The 17,208-nt window shown below is 75.6% G+C and carries 14 protein-coding genes; 5 read left to right on the forward strand and 9 right to left on the reverse strand.

Annotation, left to right across the window (positions count from 1 at the left end; translation table 11 throughout):
* Positions 1–129 precede the first annotated feature (129 nt).
* The 4 genes from ACFVHV_RS27470 to ACFVHV_RS27485 all read right to left on the reverse strand — a co-directional run bounded on the left by ACFVHV_RS27470 (position 130) and on the right by ACFVHV_RS27485 (position 4,339).
* Positions 130–729: a TetR/AcrR family transcriptional regulator gene (locus ACFVHV_RS27470; protein WP_359908024.1), complete on the reverse strand. Its 600-nt coding sequence runs from the start codon at positions 727–729 to the stop codon at positions 130–132.
* Positions 730–805: 76 nt separating this feature from the next.
* Entirely contained in the window at positions 806–1,855 is a 1,050-nt protein-coding gene (locus tag ACFVHV_RS27475) for an agmatine deiminase family protein (protein WP_359908021.1), read from the reverse strand.
* A 55-nt stretch (positions 1,856–1,910) separates the two neighbouring features.
* Positions 1,911–3,632: an urease subunit alpha gene (locus tag ACFVHV_RS27480; RefSeq protein ID WP_380354315.1), complete on the reverse strand. Its 1,722-nt coding sequence runs from the start codon at positions 3,630–3,632 to the stop codon at positions 1,911–1,913.
* A complete protein-coding gene (locus tag ACFVHV_RS27485; protein WP_359908019.1) occupies positions 3,629–4,339 on the reverse strand; it encodes an urease subunit gamma in 711 nt (236 codons plus the stop codon). The genes ACFVHV_RS27480 and ACFVHV_RS27485 overlap by 4 nt, the downstream gene beginning before the upstream one ends.
* Positions 4,340–5,062: 723 nt before the next feature.
* Between ACFVHV_RS27485 and ACFVHV_RS27490 the strand changes: the two genes are divergently transcribed.
* A complete protein-coding gene (locus ACFVHV_RS27490) occupies positions 5,063–5,437 on the forward strand; it encodes an ATP-binding protein (RefSeq protein WP_359908016.1) in 375 nt (124 codons plus the stop codon).
* Between the two features lie 357 nt (positions 5,438–5,794).
* A complete protein-coding gene (locus tag ACFVHV_RS27495; RefSeq protein WP_380354319.1) occupies positions 5,795–8,221 on the forward strand; it encodes a SpoIIE family protein phosphatase in 2,427 nt (808 codons plus the stop codon).
* A gap of 62 nt (positions 8,222–8,283) precedes the next feature.
* Here ACFVHV_RS27495 and ACFVHV_RS27500 read toward each other — a convergent pair whose 3' ends face one another.
* From ACFVHV_RS27500 to ACFVHV_RS27520, 5 genes are all read right to left on the reverse strand, one after another.
* Positions 8,284–9,390, reverse strand: a complete 1,107-nt coding sequence (locus ACFVHV_RS27500; protein ID WP_380354322.1) for a DUF2637 domain-containing protein — start codon at positions 9,388–9,390, stop codon at positions 8,284–8,286.
* A gap of 214 nt (positions 9,391–9,604) precedes the next feature.
* Positions 9,605–10,528, reverse strand: a complete 924-nt coding sequence (locus ACFVHV_RS27505) for a (2Fe-2S)-binding protein (RefSeq protein ID WP_380354325.1) — start codon at positions 10,526–10,528, stop codon at positions 9,605–9,607.
* A 160-nt stretch (positions 10,529–10,688) separates the two neighbouring features.
* Positions 10,689–11,531: a hypothetical protein gene (locus tag ACFVHV_RS27510; protein WP_380354328.1), complete on the reverse strand. Its 843-nt coding sequence runs from the start codon at positions 11,529–11,531 to the stop codon at positions 10,689–10,691.
* A 275-nt stretch (positions 11,532–11,806) separates the two neighbouring features.
* Positions 11,807–12,655 (reverse strand): hypothetical protein, encoded by an 849-nt coding sequence (locus ACFVHV_RS27515; protein ID WP_359908005.1) that lies wholly within the window; start codon positions 12,653–12,655, stop codon positions 11,807–11,809.
* Between the two features lie 174 nt (positions 12,656–12,829).
* A complete protein-coding gene (locus tag ACFVHV_RS27520) occupies positions 12,830–13,447 on the reverse strand; it encodes an NTP transferase domain-containing protein (protein WP_380354331.1) in 618 nt (205 codons plus the stop codon).
* A gap of 130 nt (positions 13,448–13,577) precedes the next feature.
* Between ACFVHV_RS27520 and moaA the strand changes: the two genes are divergently transcribed.
* From moaA to ACFVHV_RS27535, 3 genes are all read left to right on the forward strand, one after another.
* Entirely contained in the window at positions 13,578–14,597 is a 1,020-nt protein-coding gene (moaA, locus tag ACFVHV_RS27525) for a GTP 3',8-cyclase MoaA (RefSeq protein WP_359907999.1), read from the forward strand.
* A gap of 142 nt (positions 14,598–14,739) precedes the next feature.
* Entirely contained in the window at positions 14,740–15,510 is a 771-nt protein-coding gene (locus ACFVHV_RS27530; protein ID WP_359907996.1) for an HNH endonuclease family protein, read from the forward strand.
* A gap of 70 nt (positions 15,511–15,580) precedes the next feature.
* On the forward strand, positions 15,581–17,146 hold the full coding sequence (locus tag ACFVHV_RS27535; RefSeq protein WP_380354335.1) for an alpha/beta hydrolase: 1,566 nt from the start codon (positions 15,581–15,583) through the stop codon (positions 17,144–17,146).
* Positions 17,147–17,208: the final 62 nt, after the last annotated feature.

A 17,208-nucleotide genomic window follows, 5' to 3' on the forward strand; every position in this document is an offset into this window, starting at 1 on the left:
GCCTCCGCCGCCGCGCGCCGGTCCGCCGCCCCGCCCCCCCGGCGGGGCGGCGCGGGGGGGGGTCGGGGGCTCCTCCGCGCGCCCGCCCCCACCCCCCCCCCGGGCAGGGGGCGGGAGCCGCGGGTGGGCTCAGGTGCGCAGGAGTATGCCGGTGACGGCGGTGGCCTGGGTGAGGGCGGCGGGGCGGTGGGCGTCGGGGAGGCCGATGGCGATGGGGACGGCGAGGCCGTCGAGCAGGGCGCGGATCTGCAGGGCGCGGTCGGCGGCGGGGCCGGGGGTGAAGTGGCCGGCGGCGGCGCCCTCCTCGACGAGGGCGACCAGGTCGGCCTGCCAGGGGGCCTCGATCTCCTGCTGGCCCTGGCGGATCTCGGCGCTCGCGGGGGAGCGGCCCCACACCTCGACCCAGAGGATCCAGCGCGGGTCGCCAGCGCCCTCCGGCAGGTAGAGGCGCAGGTAGGCGTCGAGGCGCTGCCAGGGGTCGAGGGCGGGGTCGGCGAGGGCCTCGCGGCGGCGGGCGCCGAGCTGCTCCTCGCTCCAGCGGAGGGTTTCCAGCAGCAGCTGGTCCTTGCTGCCGAAGTAGTAGAGCAGGTGCCCGGCGCTCATCTGGAGCTGTTTGCCGAGACCGGCCATGGTGAGTTTGGCGAGCCCGTGTTCGGCGATCGCGGCCCGGGCGGTGGCGAAGACCTCCTCGCGGGGGCGGGCCGGCCGGCGCGGGCGGGGGTCGGCCATGTGCGGGTCTCCTCGGTGGAACGGGGCCTCGGAAGCCGTCCGGGCGGGGGCGCGGGGCCCCCGCCCGGACGGGGCGTCAGAGCGCCTTCGGCTGCTGCTGGGTGATGCAGTGGATGCCGCCGCCGTTCGCGAAGATCTCGCGGGCGTCGACGAGTTCGACGGTGCGGCCCGGGTAGGCCTCGGCGAGGATGGCGGCGGCCTCCTGGTCGCGCGGGTCGTCGAAGGCGCACAGGACGACCGCGCCGTTGGCCACGTAGTGGTTGATGTAGGAGTAGTCGACCGGCTCGCCGTCCTCGTCCAGCAGGACGGTGGGGGCGGGCAGTTCGACGACCTCCAGCGGCCGGCCCCGGGCGTCGGTCGAGGCGCGCAGCACGGCGACCAGTTCGCGGCAGACCTCGTGGTCCGGGTGCGAGGGGTCGGGCTGGACGTGGGCGACCACGACGCCGGGGCGCACGAAGGAGGCGACGATGTCGATGTGTCCGCGGGTGCCGAACTCGTCGTAGTCGCGGGTGAGTCCGCGCGGCAGCCAGATCGCCTTGGTGGTGCCGAGGAAGGCGTGCAGCTCGGCCTCGACCTCCTCCTTGGTCCAGTCGGCGTTGCGGCCCTCGCCGAGCTGGACGGTCTCGGTGACCAGCACCGTTCCGTCGCCGTCGACGTGGATGCCGCCGCCCTCGTTGATCAGCCGGGAGGCGAAGCGCTGCACCCCGGTCAGTTCGCCGATGTGCTCGGCGATGTGCTGGTCCTTGTCCCAGCGGGCCCAGGACTGCGCGCCCCAGCCGTTGAAGATCCAGTCGGTGGCGGCGAGCGAGCCCTTGCCGTCGATCAGGAAGGACGGGCCGATGTCGCGCATCCACGCGTCGTTCAGCGGGCGCTCGACGATGTCGACCCGCTCGGAGACGTACTTGCGGGCCTCCTCGGTCTCACCGGTGTTGACGATCAGCGTCACCGGCTCGTACCCGACGATGGTGTCGGCGACGGCGGCCCAGGCCTGGCGGGCGGCGTGCAGCTGCTCGGGGCCGTCGAAGGTGGGGTTGGTGGTGGGGAAGGCCATCCAGGTGCGCTCGTGCGGGTGCCACTCGGCGGGCATCCGGTAGCCGAGGGAGGCGGGCGTGGGGGTGGTCGTCATCGAGTCCTCAAGAGGTCCGGGGCCTTGGCGCGGGGGGTCGGAATGCGGGGGGGGGTCAGAGGAAGTAGAGGCGGCTGAGCGAGACGCTGTCCGCGGGTTCGGAGCGCAGCGGCGAGCCGTCGAGCGAGACCAGCCCGGTCTCGGTGACCTCGACGTGGCCGACGCGGGCGTTGCGCACCATGTCGCGGGGTCCGATGCCGCGGGTGCCCCGGACGCCGACCCGGCGGCGGCGGGTGGGCAGTCCGTCGGCGGCCCGGTCGAGGTACGCGCCGTCGGCGGCGGCCTGGGCGACGAAGGCCACCGAGATGTCGGCGGCGGTCGCGCCGTGGGCGCCGAACTGCGGTCCCAGGACGAGCGGTTCGCAGCGGTCGGTGGAGGCGTTGGGGTCGCCGACCACGCCGTACGCGGGGAATCCGGCCTTGAGGACCAGCTGCGGCTTGGCGCCGAAGTGGTCCGGGCGCCACAGCACGATGTCGGCGAGCTTGCCGATCTCGATGGAGCCGACCTCGTGCGCGAGGCCGTGGGCGATGGCCGGGTTGATGGTGAGCTTGGCGATGTAGCGCAGCACGCGCTCGTTGTCGTCGCCGCTGTCCGTCGTGCCGTACGAGCCGGTGCCGTCGAGCGGGCCGAGTTCGGCCTTCATCTTGCCGGCCATGGCGAAGGTGCGGCGCACCGTCTCGCCGGCCCGGCCCATGCCCTGGGCGTCGGAGGAGGTGATGCCGATGACCCCGAGGTCGTGCAGGACGTCCTCGGCGCCCATGGTGCCGGCCCGGATGCGGTCGCGGGCCATCGCGGCGTCGCCGGGCAGGTCGACCTTGAGGTCGTGCGCGGAGACGATCATGCCGAAGTGTTCGCCGAGGGCGTCCCGGCCGAACGGCAGCGTCGGGTTGGTGGAGGAGCCGATGACGTTCGGCACGCCGGCCATCTTGAGCACGTTGGGGACGTGTCCGCCGCCGCAGCCCTCGATGTGGAAGGCGTGGATGGTCCGGCCCTCCAGCACCTTCAGGGTGTCCTCGACCGACAGGCACTCGTTCAACCCGTCGGTGTGCAGGGCGACCTGGACGTCGTACTCCTCGGCGACCCGCAGCACGGTGTCCAGGGCGCGGGTGTGCGCGCCCATGTCCTCGTGCACCTTGAAGCCGGACGCCCCGCCCTCGGCCAGCGCCTCGATCAGCGGGGCCTCGTCGGAGGACGAACCGCGGCCCAGGAAGCCGATGTTGACGGGCCAGGCGTCGAACGCGTTGAAGGCGTGGCGCAGTGCCCAGGGCGAGTTGACGCCGACGCCCCAGACCGGGCCGAACTCCTGGCCGATGACGGTGGTGACGCCGGAGGCCAGCGAGGCCTCCATGATCCGTGGCGAGAGCAGGTGGACGTGGGTGTCGATGGAGCCGGCGGTGGCGATCATGCCCTCGCCGGAGACGATCGTGGTGCCGGTGCCGACGACCACGTCCACGCCGTCCAGGGTGTCCGGGTTGCCGGCCCGCCCGATCGAGGCGATCCGGCCGCCGATCAGGCCGATCGAGGTCTTGCGGATGCCCTGGATCGCGTCGATCACCAGCACGTTGCTGATCACGACGTCGCAGGTGTCCCGGACCGCGGCGGGCTTGAGGTGCAGGCCGTCGCGGGCGGTCTTGCCGAAGCCGGCCAGGAACTCGTCGCCGGGCGCCTGGGAGTCGGACTCCACGCGGACGATCAGTCCGCTGTCGCCGAGCCGGACCCGGTCCCCGGCGCGCGGGCCGTGCACCGAGATGTAGTCGTGCGGGGTGATGGACGTCACGACTCGACCTCCGCGTCGTCGAAGTGGGTGAGGTAGCCGGTGGCGCGGGCCTTCGCCAGGGCGGCCTCCTTCGCGCCGGGCGCGTCCAGCGGGCCGTCCACGAGCCCCGCGAAACCGATCGCGACCCGCCCGCCGCCGATCGGCACCAGGCCGACCTCGACGGTGGCGCCGGGGTCGAAGCGCACCGAGGAGCCGGCCGGGACGGCCAGGTGGGTGCCGTAGGCGGCGGCGCGGTCGAAGGCGAGCCGCGGGTTGGCCTCGAAGAAGTGGAAGTGCGAGGTGACCGAGATCGGCACCGCGGAGGTGTTGTGCACGGGGAGCAGCAGTGTCTCCTCGACCGGGTCGTAGCCGGCCCCGTCGCCGATCAGCGCGCCGCCGGGGGCCTCGTCGCCGAGCGAGCCGGCGCCCTTGAACGGGTCGTTGACGACGGCGAGGCGGGTGCCGTCCTCGAAGACGGCCTCGACCTGGACGACGGTGACCACGTCCGGCACGCCGGGCAGGACGTCGTCGGCGGTCAGCACGGAGCGGCCGGCCTCGATGGCCTCGGCCAGGCGCCGGCCGTCGCGGGCGGCCTCGCAGACGGCGTCCGCGATCAGGGCGGTGGCCTCGGGGATGTTGAGGCGCACGCCCCGGGCGCGGCGGGCGCGGGCCAGCTCGGCTGCTGTGAAGATCAGCAGCCGGTCCCGCTCGGTGGGGGTCAGTCGCACGGTTCCTCGCTCGCGGTCGCCGGGGACGGGGTCGGCTCGGGGCCCTGGGGGCTGTCGGGGGCGATGTTAGAACATCGTTCAAACATCTCGGGTCATTGAACCCGCACCGGGCCGCCCTGTCCAGCGTTGCCGCTCCGCGGGGGTTCGGCTTGCTGGGCGGGGGATGGGGGTGAGGGGCGGCACGGGGGCGGCGGGCCGGGAGGGTCCGCGGACCGCCGCCCGGACCCGCCGCGCAGGCCCGGAGTGCAGACCCGGAGTGCAGACCCGCCGCCCGGGGCGGGCGCGCGGCGGGAGCGGGGCGGGGGCGCGCGGTCGGGCGCACGGTCCGTACGGGCGCCGGGTGTGCGCGGGATCGGGTGACGGCGCCCTCGAAAATCGCCTCTGCGCTTCGCAAACCTGTCCGGCGCGGGCAGTTGGATCACGCGAACCACCCCGTGCCCCTTTCACCCCACGTGATCGGACGCACACTGTTGCAAACGCCGTCAACTGGGCATGAGGATGAGTGGTCAGAACGAGGGGGCCACCCGGCCGGCGGGGGATCCGGAGGCGGGGGCCCGGATTTCAGGGCGGGGGCATGGGTTGATGGACGGTCAGTCGCGATTCCCGCGGCAGCGGACGAGTTCCGGCGACGCCTACCGGTCCGGGCCGGTCCAGGGGCCGACCGGCAGCACCGGGACGACCCTGCCGGGTGCACCGGCTCCGGGTTGTGCCCTGCACCGGCGGTTGCACCTCACGCTCGACCCGGCGGACCTGGTCGGGGTGGGCGCGGTCCGGCGGCGGCTGCGTTCGGCGCTGAGCCACTGGGGGGTGCCGGAGCTGTCCGACACCGCCGAGCTGCTCTCCTCCGAGCTGGTCACCAACGCGCTGCTGCACACGGGCAAGGGCGCGGTGTTCGACGCGGTGCTCGACCCGGACCACCGGCTGCGGATCGAGGTGCAGGACGGCACCAGCAGACTTCCCGGGCGCCGCCGCGATCCGGAGGCCGAGTACGCGACCTCGGGGCGCGGCCTGCTGCTGGTGGAGGCGCTCGCGGACTCCTGGGGCGTACAGCTGCGCGGCGACGGCAAGGTCACCTGGTTCGAACTCGCCACGCCCTGATCCCGGCCCCGGCGCCGGCACAGTCTCTCGTCGCCGGGTCGCCGGGTCGCCGGGTCGCCGGGTCGCCGCCGGGCCCGCCATCGGGGTCGTACGATTGTTCGCCGTCGATTGATTCGCTGTCGAAGGAAGCCCGGAACAGAAGGCGGAACGGAAGGTTTCCGGCCCGTTGGCATTGCCGCTCGGCCGAACATTGGCCAGGATGGTGGGAATGTGTGTCCACGTGCGGGAAGCAGCGGGGAGACCGAACCTCGACTGGCCACCGTCCGTCGCACCGTCCTATCCAGCACGACCCATCACACCGCCATGCGGCCCGTCCGGACGGTCGGCGCGGTCCGCCACGGCAGCGGCAGGAGCAGCATGCCCACTGAGCCCGAGTCGCCGGGGCCGGCACTTCCTCCCGGCGCGGCGCCCGCCGTCGAGCCGCGAACCGTGGAACCGCGAAGCGTGGAGCCGCGCACCGCCGACCCGAGAGCCGCCGGGCCGCGAGCGGTCGGACAGCGGGCCGTCGAGCCGCGCGTCGCCGAGCAGCCGGGCGCCCCGGAGCCGCGCACTCCCGGGCAGCCCGTCGGCGCCACCACCACCGGGACCGGCCGGGCCCGGCCGCCCGCCCAGACCACGCGCCGCGGCTCCGCGGTGCGCCCGTCGCCGAGCCTCGCCGCCGCCCGCCTGGCGCCCGTGCTGTCGGGCGGACTGCCGCCGTCCTCCGCGGACACCATGCCGGACTGGCTGGAGCCCGCGATGGCGGCCAACGGCATCGGCTCCTTCGACTGGGACATCCGCCGCGACGTCCTGGAGGGCGACCAGCGGGCCTGCACGATCGTCGGACTGGACGCCCTGGAGCAGGGCCGCTTCGACCGCACCGCCGCCTCCTTCCTGGCCCTGCTGCACCCCGAGGACGCGCCCGTGGTGCGCCGCCGGGTCGAGCGCGCGGTGGCCGAGCTGGGCCAGTGCGGCGCCTACTACCGCACGGTCGGGGCGAGGGGCGGCATGCGCGCGGTGCGCTTCCGCGGCCGGGTGCTCGCCGACGCCTTCGGCCGGGCCTCCCGGATGGTCGGCTTCGTCTGGGACGCCACCGTCGAGCTGCACAAGCGGGACCACGCCGACCGGATGGCCCTGCTGCGCGAGGAGCGCTCCCGGTTCATCAAGGAGGCGGCGCGCGCCCTCTCCGAAGCCGTCACCGTGCGTGACGTGGCCCGGGTGTTCACCGAGCTGCCGCTGCCCGGGCTGCCGCCGGACGGCCTGGTGCTGGCCTCCTTCGAGGCCGGCCGGGCGCAGATCCTCGGGGCCTCCGGCTACCGCGCCGACACGCTGGCGGTCTGGGACCGCACCGTGCTGCCGCCCGGGCACCCGGCGGCCGAGGCGCTGCGCCACCGTACGCCGGTCTTCGTCTCGACCCGCGAGGAGTTCCGCGAGGGCTACCCCGAGGTGTGGGAGCCGACCAGCCGCACCGGCCGGGGTTCCTGGGCGTACCTGCCGCTGGTGGCCAGCGGCCGGGCGATCGGCGTGTGCGTGGTCAGCTTCGACGACGAGCGCGAGCTCGACGCGGACGAGCGCACCCTGCTCACCACCCTGGGCGGGCTGGTCGCCCAGTCGCTGGCCAGGGCCCGGCTGCACGACGCCGAGCACGAGCTGGCGGCCGGCCTCCAGCGGGTGATGCTGCCGCGCACCGTCCCGTCCGTCCCGGGCGTGACCACGGCGGTGCGCTACCTCGCGGCCGGCTCCGGCCTCCAGATCGGCGGCGACTGGTACGACGTGGTGCCGCTGCCCGGCGGACACGTCGGCCTGGTGATCGGCGACGTCCAGGGGCACGACGTGCACGCCGCCGGGATCATGGGTCAGCTGCGGATCGCGCTGCGCGCCTACGCGGCCGAGGGCCACCCGCCCGCCGCCGTGATGGCCCGCGCCTCGCGCTTCCTCGCCGACCTCGACACCGACCACTTCGCGACCTGCGCCTACGCCGAGGTCAACGTGGACTACGGCGTGGTCTACGCCGTCCGGGCCGGCCACCTCGACCCGGTGGTGCGCCGCGCGGACGGCACCGCCGCCGTGGTGCCGGTGGCCGGCGGGCTGCCGCTGGGCATCGACCCGGACCAGGAGTACCGGGTCACCCGGTTCAGCCTGGACCCGGGCGAGACCGTGGTGCTCTGCACGGACGGCCTGGTCGAGGCGCGCGGCATGGACCTGGACGAGGGCGTCGCCCGGCTCACCCGGGCGCTCGCCCGCCCGCTGCCGGACGCCGCGCAGGCCGCCCGCGACCCGCTGGAGGAGCTGGCCGACCGGATCGCCTCCCAGGCCGCCGACTCCAGCGAGCGCGAGGACGACATAGCGCTGCTGCTCCTGCGCTGGGACGGCCCGGCCGGCGGCCTGACCGCCCAGCAGCTGCGCCGCCGGATCGGCCAGGCCGACCTGGCGCGGGTGGCCGAGGTGCGGGCCGAGCTGCGCGACGCGCTGCGCCGCTGGGGCGTGGCCGAGTTCATCGACACCGCCGAGCTGCTCTCCTCCGAGCTGGTCACCAACGCCATCCGGCACACCGACCGGGACGCCATGTTCACCGCCCGGCTCTACCGGGAGCCGGAGGCGGACGGCGGCCGGGCCCGGCTGCGGGTCGAGGTGGAGGACGAGTCGGACCTCTGGCCGACCCGCCGGACGCCGGGGGAGCAGGCCTCCTCCGGGCGCGGGCTGATGCTGGTGGAGGCGCTCGCGGACTCCTGGGGCGTGGAGCCGCGCGGCACCGGCAAGCGGATGTGGTTCGAACTCAGCGGGACGGCGGCGGCAGCGGCCTGACCCCCCGTCCGGTTCCGGCTCCCCGGGCGGCGCGCCGCCCGGGGGGACCGGGCCGGAGGGGATCAGCCGAACTGCTGCTCCAGGTCCTTCAGTTTGCGTTCCAGCGAGTCCAGCCGGGGCAGGGTGACGGTGTCCTCCTCCATGGTGAGGTCGATGGTTCGCCGCTCCGGACGCGCCGGCAGGCCCGGCTGGACGACCGCGCCCTCGGCCGGCTCCACCTCGCGCGGCGCGGCGGCCCGCTCCACTCCGGGACGTTCGGTCCGGACCCGCTCCGCCGCGGACCGTTCCACCCCGGGACGCCCCGCTCCGGGGGCCACGGCGGCCACGGCGGGCTCCGGGCCGGCCTCCAGCCGCCGTGCCGTCGCACCGCCGACGCGCCGCCAGGCGCTGTTGGAGCGGTTGATCGCCCGGATCTCGGCCCGTTCCCGGCGCCCCTCCAGCCTGCGGCGCTGCTTCTCGACGGTGCGCTCCCGCCTGTCCTCGCGCACCTCGTCGACCGCCTCGTCCAGGCTGCGGACGTTCTCCAGCAGCATCAGCGACCAGGCCGCGTAGGTCTCGCGCGGGGCGCGCAGCCAGCGGACGATGCGGATCTGCGGCAGCGGGCGGGGGACCAGGCCCTGTTCGCGCAGCGCGGCCCGGCGGGTCTGCTTGAGCGCCCGGTCGAAGAGGATCGCCGCCGAGAGGGACATGCCGGAGAAGAACTGCGGGGCGCCGGCGTGGGTCAGCCCGCGCGGGGCGTGCACCCAGTTGAACCAGGCCGAGGCGCCGGCGAAGAGCCAGACCAGCAGCCGGGAGCCGAGCGCCGCGTCGCCGTGGCTGGCCTCGCGGACGGCGAGTACCGAGCAGAACATCGCGGCGCCGTCGAGCCCGAACGGGACGAGGTACTCCCAGCCGCCGGACAGGCCGAGGTTCTGCACGCCGAAGCCGACCAGGCCGTGGAAGGAGAGGGCGGCCGCGACGCCGGCGCAGCAGAACAACAGGGTGTAGGAGGCGCCGCCGTACAGGGATTCCTTGCGGCGGCGCCGTTCCTCGGAACGTTCCCAGGAATCGGGGCCGGCGGTGGAGGAGGTGGCCCCCCGGCTGCGGAGCAGGGCCACCAGGAGTGCGCTGACCAGCAGCCCCACGACCACGGTGATCGCCCATCCGAGCGGTATGTCGGACAATTTCATCGCCGGAACCAGCCTCGCTTTCCTGCGTCGCTTTTCTGCGCCGTGATGGCGGGGACCATCATGGCGGATTCCGCGCGGAGGAATGGCCGATTCGCCGTCAATGCGCTGAGGAGAGGGATTTCTGACCCGGTGACCATCGCATGGTCATAGGAATGCGACGTGGGTTTTTCCAGGAATGGCGGGCTTTTCGAACCCGATGTCGAACGGCTTTTCGTCAACGCCGCGTGACGCGCGGGCAGCCGCCGCACATGTCCCTCGGATCGGCGGTGTACACGAGGCAGCAGCTGGCCCGGGACCGGACCGGGGGCGGGGCGCTCTCCGCCCCGGGCGCCGGGGGCGCGAAGCCGGCGCCCGGGGTGAAGGGTGCCGGGGCCGGGGCGGGACGGTCGTCCGCGCCGGGCGTGCGCGCGGGGTCGAGGGCCCCGCCGGGCGCCAGCAGCGCGGTCAGTTCGGTGCGCGCCCGCTCCTGCTCCCCGAGCAGCCCGCCCGCGTACCAGAGTCCCTCCACCACCGCGTCGGTGGCCATCGCCCAGAGCACCCGGGGTCCGCGCCTGGCCTCCGGGCCGAAGGCGGTGAGCACCGGGGCCAGGAAGGCGCCCAGGGCGGACCGCAGGGCGGCGGCCAGCGCCGGCTCGTCCGGCACCGTCCGGGCCTGCCCGGAGCCGGCCGCCGGGTCCTCCGGCAGGCAGGCGAACTCCGTCGCGCGGACGGTCAGTTCGACCGCGTCGGGGCGCCTGCGCAGCGCGACGTCCCGCAGGGCGAGCAGCGGGACGCGCCGCTCCAGGAACCACGGCAGCGTGAACAGCAGTGAGACCGGCCAGACGAAGCGGTGCAGCCCGAAGCCGGCCGCGACGTCCGGGCGCAGCGGCTGCCCGTAGCGGGCGAGGCCCTGCCGGGCGTCGTGGGCGATCAGCTCGCGCACCGCCTCGGGGCGGGTGGTGAGGTCGGCGGCGGGCAGCCAGCCGTCGCGGCGCCGGGGCGGGGCGCAGCGCACCGTCAGAACGGGGGTGAGTCCGGACAGCCGGTGGTACGAGGGGGCGCCCGGTGTGGTGGGAGCGGGGGCGGGGACGGCGGTGCGCGTCCCGGTGGTGCGGGGGACGCGCGGCCTGGGGCCGGGCCGGGTGCTGCTCGCGGTCATGGGCGGCCCCATCGGGTCGACCGGGGCGCCCATGGTCCGCCCGGCGGTGCCCGGCGGCACGGGCCCGTCGGACGCGGCCGGACCGGGGCATGGCGGTGCCCGGGGAACGGCAAGGCGACCTGGCCGGGGTACTGCTCCCCCCGGCCAGGTTAGCCTCACCTTAGCTGATTGTTCCTCCGGTCTCGCTCGCGATGCGCCCGTCCGAGGGAGGCCCCGGCGCACGGGAGGCGGCCAACTGGCGTGCGAGCCAGACCGGCACGCCGCCCAGGCCGGCCACCAGCCGGGCCGCCTCGGCCCGCAGCCGCGCGGCCTCGGGCGGCTCGGACACCTCGGCGAGCGCCGCGAGCGCCGGTGCCACCCCCACCGTGAAGCCGAGTTGCTCGCGCAGCCGCAGGGAGGCCTCGAAGCCCTCCCGGGCGTTCCCGCGGTCCCCGCGCGAGAGCGCCAGCGCGGCCAGGTGCCGCCAGGTGTACGAGCGCAGAAGTTCGTCCCCGCGCTCGCCGGCGCCCTCGTGCGCCCGGCGGTAGGCGATCCACGCGGCGCTGCGGTCGCGCAGCAGGTTCTCGGCCACCAGTCCGCGCCGGAAGTCCAGCAGCGGTCGGCCCGGGGCGTCCGGCGGCAGCAGCGCCGAGGTGCGGCCGAGGGCGGCCTGCGCCTCGTCCAGCCGGTCCCGCGGGCCGAGCACGCTCGCCACGTACGCGAGGAAGCCGCGGGCGCAGGCGGCGGCCGCGCGCTGCTCGGTGCCGGAGGCCAGTGCCTCCGCCAGGCGCAGCGCCTGTTCCGCCTGGGTCCAGTGCGCCGCGGTGAACAGGCACTGCTCGATGAGGAGTTCGGCCCGCCCCAGGGCCGCTTCCGGGTCGTGCTCGGCGGTCGGCCGCAGCAGTTCGGCGGCCTCCTGCCAGCACCCCCGGGACCTCAGCCGCCACACGGTGTCGCCCGGTTCCTCCGCTGCCGCCCGCCCCCGCTCCTCCGGGCCGCTCGGGTTCCATCCGTGCTCCGACAACGCCACCTCCTTGTGTGCGCCATCCGGCAAGCGCGCGGACCTGCCCCTGAGGCCCTGCCGCCACGACCCGCACGCATGGCGACGACAGGGCGAAAGGCCCGCGCTGTGGCCGCAATTCAACACGGGGGTGAGCTTGTGCACCAGATCACGAGCGAAGGTTGTTGCTTTTGGAGGAAAAATGATCTAGGGGTGCGCACGGGAGGAGACGCCGGAGGAGACACGGGAGGGGGAGGTGGGGGCGGAGGTGGGGGCGGCCCGGCGGGCCGCCCGGTGGGTCAAGAGGTCCAGCCGGTCTCCATCAGGGCCTCGGCGGCGCCGTTCGCGGGCTGCGGCACACCCGCCAGGTCCAGGCTGAACAGGGCGACCAGCAGCTGTTCGCCGCGCACGGTGGCCTGGTGCGAATAACCCGCGAGGGTGAACATCGCGGCGGCCATCTCCTCGGCGTGCAGGGTCTGCAGCCAGAGGCACTCGACCGACTTCACGTCGGCGGGCTCGGTCCAGGTGTCCACCTGGGCGACCATCCGGCTGCCCAGCAGGGTGACCCCGTCGCGCTCCTGGGCCTCGGTCAGCTCCAGGTCGTCGAAGCCCAGCCACTCCAGGTAGCGGGCGGCGGTGAACACCGCGTCCTGCGAGGTGCGCACCGGATGGGGGCGGAACGGCGCGCGGTGGCGGAACGGGCGGGGGCGGCCGGCCGAGGGCGGTGCGGGCGGGGCCGGGGCGGGCGCGTTCATCGGGTGGGCCGGGTACGGGCGGGCGGCCTGCGGGCCGGGCGCGGCGAGCGGGGCGGCGGTGCCGCCGCCCAGCCGGGTGGCGCGGTCCACCGGCAGCCGGACGGTGGCGCCGCAGTTGCAGGTGAACTCGGGCTGCGGCCACTGGTCGGAGCGGCCGCAGTGCGGGCAGCGCATGCTCAGCCAGGAGTCCTCCCAGGACCGGAAGCGCACTTGCACCGGCACCCCGCCGCGCAGCAGCGGCACCTTGAGCGAGGCCCCGCACGGGCAGGGCAGGGAGGGAGGTTCGTAGAGGTGCTCGCGGCGGCAGGCGGGGCAGCGGATCGCCCGGGCGCCACCGCCCGGCCCCGGCCGCGTGGGGTCGTGTCCGGTGAAGTCGTCGGGCAGTCCGGCCATCGCGGGCTCCGTCCGTCGGGGGCGGGTGGGTGGGACGTTTCCCATGCTCCCCGAAATGTCCGGCGCCGGGCGCGGAATGAGGCAATCCTCAGGGACGGATCAGGGAATCCTGCCCGCTCGGGTGGGGGCGGAATCCTCCCCGAGGGGGATGTCCGGCGGGCCGGACCGGGACGTTCACCCGGCGGACCAGCGGGCCAGGTCGGCGGGGGTGTCGAGGTCGTCCGGGGCGGCGACGTCGGCGCACTCGACCAGGACGAGCTCCGCCGCGTGCGCCGTCAGCAGGGCGCGGGCCCCGGCGTCGCCGCGGGCGCCCGCCGCCGCCTCGGCGAAGTGCCGGGCGCCGATCAGCACCGGGTGCCCGCGCCGCCCGCCGTAGGCCGCCGCGGCCAGTTCGGTGCCCGCCCGGTGGGCGGCCAGCAGCCGGGCCACCGCGGCCGGGGTGACGCCCGGGGTGTCCACCAGCATCACCAGCGCCGCCGTGGCGTGCGGCGGCAGGGCGGCCAGGCCGGCCCGCAGCGAGGAGCCCATGCCCTGCGCCCAGTCCGGATTGCCGACCAGCCGGCAGCCCGGCAGGTGCGCGGTGGCCCGCACCCGCCCGCCCTGCGCGCCCAGCACCACCGTGACGTCCGCGCAGCCGCCGGCCCGGACCACCGCCACCGCGTGCTCCACCAGCGGCCGGCCCCCGTAGCGGAGCAGGGCCTTGGGCCGCCCGCCCAGGCGCCGCCCGCCCCCGGCGGCCAGGACCAGGGCGGCGACCGGGCCCGGTCCGGCGGGTGTCGGCGCAGTCTGCATGGGGCCAGCCTGCCCGGTCGGGGCCGGGGCGCGCATTGTGGGAAGCCACAAGGGGAAGCCGCGCGCGGCGGCCGCGGCCCGGCGGTTCGGCCGCTGGCCGGGCCGGGCCCGGGCCCCCTGTACTGGGGCGATGAACACCGCACCCCCGCCCGTACCCGGGGCCGCGCCCCGCCCGCTGGTGGACCGCTTCGGCCGGGTCCACACCGATCTGCGGGTGTCGTTGACCGATCGCTGCAACCTGCGCTGCACGTACTGCATGCCGGCGGAGGGGCCCGCCTGGCTCGCGCGTGCCGAGGTGCTGGGGGACGACGAGGTCGTGCGGCTGGTGCGGATCGCGGTGGAGCGGCTGGGGGTGCGCTCGGTGCGGCTGACGGGCGGGGAGCCGCTGCTGCGGCGGGGGCTGACCGGGCTGGTCGGGCGGATCGCGGCGCTGGGCGCGGAGTTGTCGCTGACGACGAACGGGATCGGGCTGGCGCGTACGGCCGCCGGGCTGCGCGAGGCGGGGCTGGGGCGGGTGAACGTCAGCCTGGACACGCTGCGCCCGGAGCGGTTCGCGGCGATCACCCGGCGGGACCGCATCGGTGACGTGCTCGCGGGGCTGGCGGCGGCGAAGGCGGCCGGGCTGGGGCCGGTGAAGGTGAACGCGGTGCCGGTGCGCGGGGTGAACGACGACGAGATCGTGGAGCTGGCCGCCTTCGCCCTCGCGAACGGGTACCGGATGCGCTTCATCGAGTCGATGCCGCTGGACGCGCAAGGCGCCTGGGAGCGCTCGGCGATGGTGACGGCGGAGGAGATCCTGGCGCGCCTGGGGGAGCGGTTCGACCTGCGGCCGGTCGGCCGGCCCGGCAACGCCCCGGCGGAGGAGTGGCGGATCGCCGGCACGGACGCGGTCGTGGGGGTGATCGCCTCCGTCACCCGGCCGTTCTGCGGCGGCTGCGACCGGGTGCGGCTGACCGCCGACGGGCAGCTGCGCGCCTGCCTGTTCGCGACCGAGGAGTCGGACCTGCGGGCGCTGCTGCGCGGTGGGGCGGACGACGCGGCGATCGAGGCGGCCTGGCGGGTGGCGGTGGCGGGCAAGGGGCCCGGGCACGCCATCGGCAGCGCGCGGTTCGTCCGGCCCGACCGTCCGATGTCGGCCATCGGCGGCTGAACGCCCCGCCGGGGCGGGGCGGCTTGAGCGGGTGTGAGCTTCGACATGCTCCGGGCCGGCCCGTGGCGTCGGCTTGACCTGCTCTCGGGGCGGCTGATCTGCTGGTTCGCCGTCACCCCGCCCCTGATCCCGGGAGTTCTCCGTGCCCGCCCGCCGCACCACCCTGTCCGCCGCCACCGTGTTCCTGATATGCGCGCTCGCGCTGGTCGGCTGGCTGATCGGCGGCCGCGACCACAAGTCGACCGGCCCCAAGCCCGGTGGCGGCGCAGTCGCCGGGGCCACCGGCACCAGCCCGCTGCAGAACCCGGACGGCACCAAGCCCGGCCTGGCGCCGCTGACCACCCCCGAGGAGCGGAAGGCCGGCCGGGACGTCATCGCCAAGGTCGCCACCGCCGCCGTCGGCACCAAGGACGGCTACGACCGCAACGAGTTCGGCCCCGCCTGGACGGACAACGTCGACGGCGTCCCGTTCGGCGGCAACAAGTGCGACACCCGCAACGACCTGCTCGCCCGGGACGGCACCGGCGTCGAGCACAAGGACGGCTCGGACTGCACGGTCACCGCGATGACCATCTGGGACCCGTACACCGGCAAGAGCGTCCAGTGGACCAAGCAGCAGGCCTCCAAGATCCAGATCGACCACGTGATGCCGCTCTCCTACGACTGGCAGATGGGCGCCAGCAAGTGGGACAAGGCCAAGCGCGTCCAGATCGCCAACGACCCGCTCAACCTGATCCCCGCCGACGGCTCGCAGAACGCCTCCAAGGGCGACTCCGGCCCGGCCGCCTGGCTGCCCGCCGACACCGGGATCCGCTGCTCCTACGCGGTGCGCTTCGCCCAGGTCTCGCTGAAGTACCAGCTGCCCGTCACCGACGCCGACAAGAAGGCCATGCTCCAGCAGTGCGACGGCTGACGGGCCGTCGACCCCGGCCGGGGGCGGGTGCGATGTGCTTCGGACGCAGGTCGGATGGTATTCGTGGGCGGTGCCCCCGATCACTTCCCGGTTCCCCCGCTCGTCCGGGCGCGCCGTGCCCGCCCTCGCCGCCGTCCTCGCCCTCGCGCTGTCGAGCGGCTGCACGGGCGGTGTCGCCCGGCCTCCGCTGGACGAGCGGGTCGCCGCCACCGCGACACCCGCCCTGCGCGCGCTCTACGACCAGCACATCGACTGGCAGCCCTGCCCCGGCGACGACGGCACCGACCCGGACACGGCCGTCGTGCGGTGCGCCACCCTCAAGGTGCCGCTGGACTACGCCGACCCGGGCGGCCGCACCATCGACGTCGCTGTCACCGAGGTGCCCGCCGCGGACCGCGAGCACCGGCTCGGGGCCCTGCTGCTCAACCCCGGAGGGCCCGGAAACTCCGGTGTCAAGATGGTCCGTTGGGGCTGGAAGAACTATCAGGGGCCGCTGCACGACCGCTACGACCTGGTCGGCTTCGACCCGCGCGGCACCGGCGACACCGTCCCGGTCCAGTGCCTGGACGACTCCACCCGCGACGAGTGGGACGCCACCGACGACCCGGACTACGGCCGCGGCCGGGTCCTCGCCGAGGCCTGCGAGGCCCGGCACGCCGACCTGCTCCCGCACCTCGGCACCCGCGACACCGCCCGCGACCTCGACGTGCTGCGCGGCGCCCTAGGCGAACGCCGGCTGGACTTCCTCGGCTTCTCCTACGGCACCCACCTCGGCGCCCGCTACGCCGAGGAGTTCCCCGAGCGCACCGGCCGGCTCGTCCTCGACGGCGCCGTCGAGCACGGCGTCCCCACCGCCCGGCTCGGCATCGAACAGGCCGTCGCCGCCGAGGACGGGTTCCGGGCCTTCGCCGCCGACTGCGCCACCGAGGACGGGGACTCCTGCCCGTTCGGCCCCGACCCGGCCACCGCCCCGCAGCGCCTCGCCCGCTTCCTCGACGGCCTGCGCGAGCACCCGCTGCGCACCGCCGACGGCCGTACGCTCACCGCCGCGCTCGGCTGGGGCGCCGTCCTGGACGCGCTCGCCGACGGCCACCAGTCCTGGTCCGGGCTGCGCGACGCCATCGAACCGGCCGTCACCCGGGGCGAGGGCGAGAGCCTGCTCGCCCTCGCCGACAGCGTCTACGGACGCGGCGAGGACGGCCGCTACCAGAGCGTGGCCGACGCCTTCGCCGCCATCTCCTGCGCGGACGGCCCGCCGCCGCCCACCGACGCGGAACTGCGCCCGGCCCTCGCCGAACTCGCCGCCCGCGCCCCGCTGACCACCGGGCACGACCCGACGGGCACCCTGCTCGTCCCGGACTGCCGGGCCTGGCCGTACCGCTCGCCCGAGCTGCCGCAGCCCGTCCGGGCACCGGGCAGCGCGCCGGTCCTGGTGATCGGCTCCACCGGCGACCCGGTCACCCCGTACGCCTGGGCGCAGCGGCTGGCCGGCGGGCTGGAGCACGGCGTACTGCTCACCCGGGACGGCGACGGGCACATGGCCTACTACCGGAGCAGCTGCGTCCGGGACGCGGTGGCCGCCTACCTGGTGGACGGACGGCTGCCGGAGGCGGGCACCCACTGCGCGACCGACTGAGGACGGGCGGCCGGGGACGGCGGAAGGGGACGGCGGAAGGGGACGGCGGAAGGGGACGGCGG

Source organism: Kitasatospora sp. NPDC127116, from assembly GCF_042677365.1.
Lineage (GTDB): Bacteria > Actinomycetota > Actinomycetes > Streptomycetales > Streptomycetaceae > Kitasatospora > Kitasatospora lactacystinica.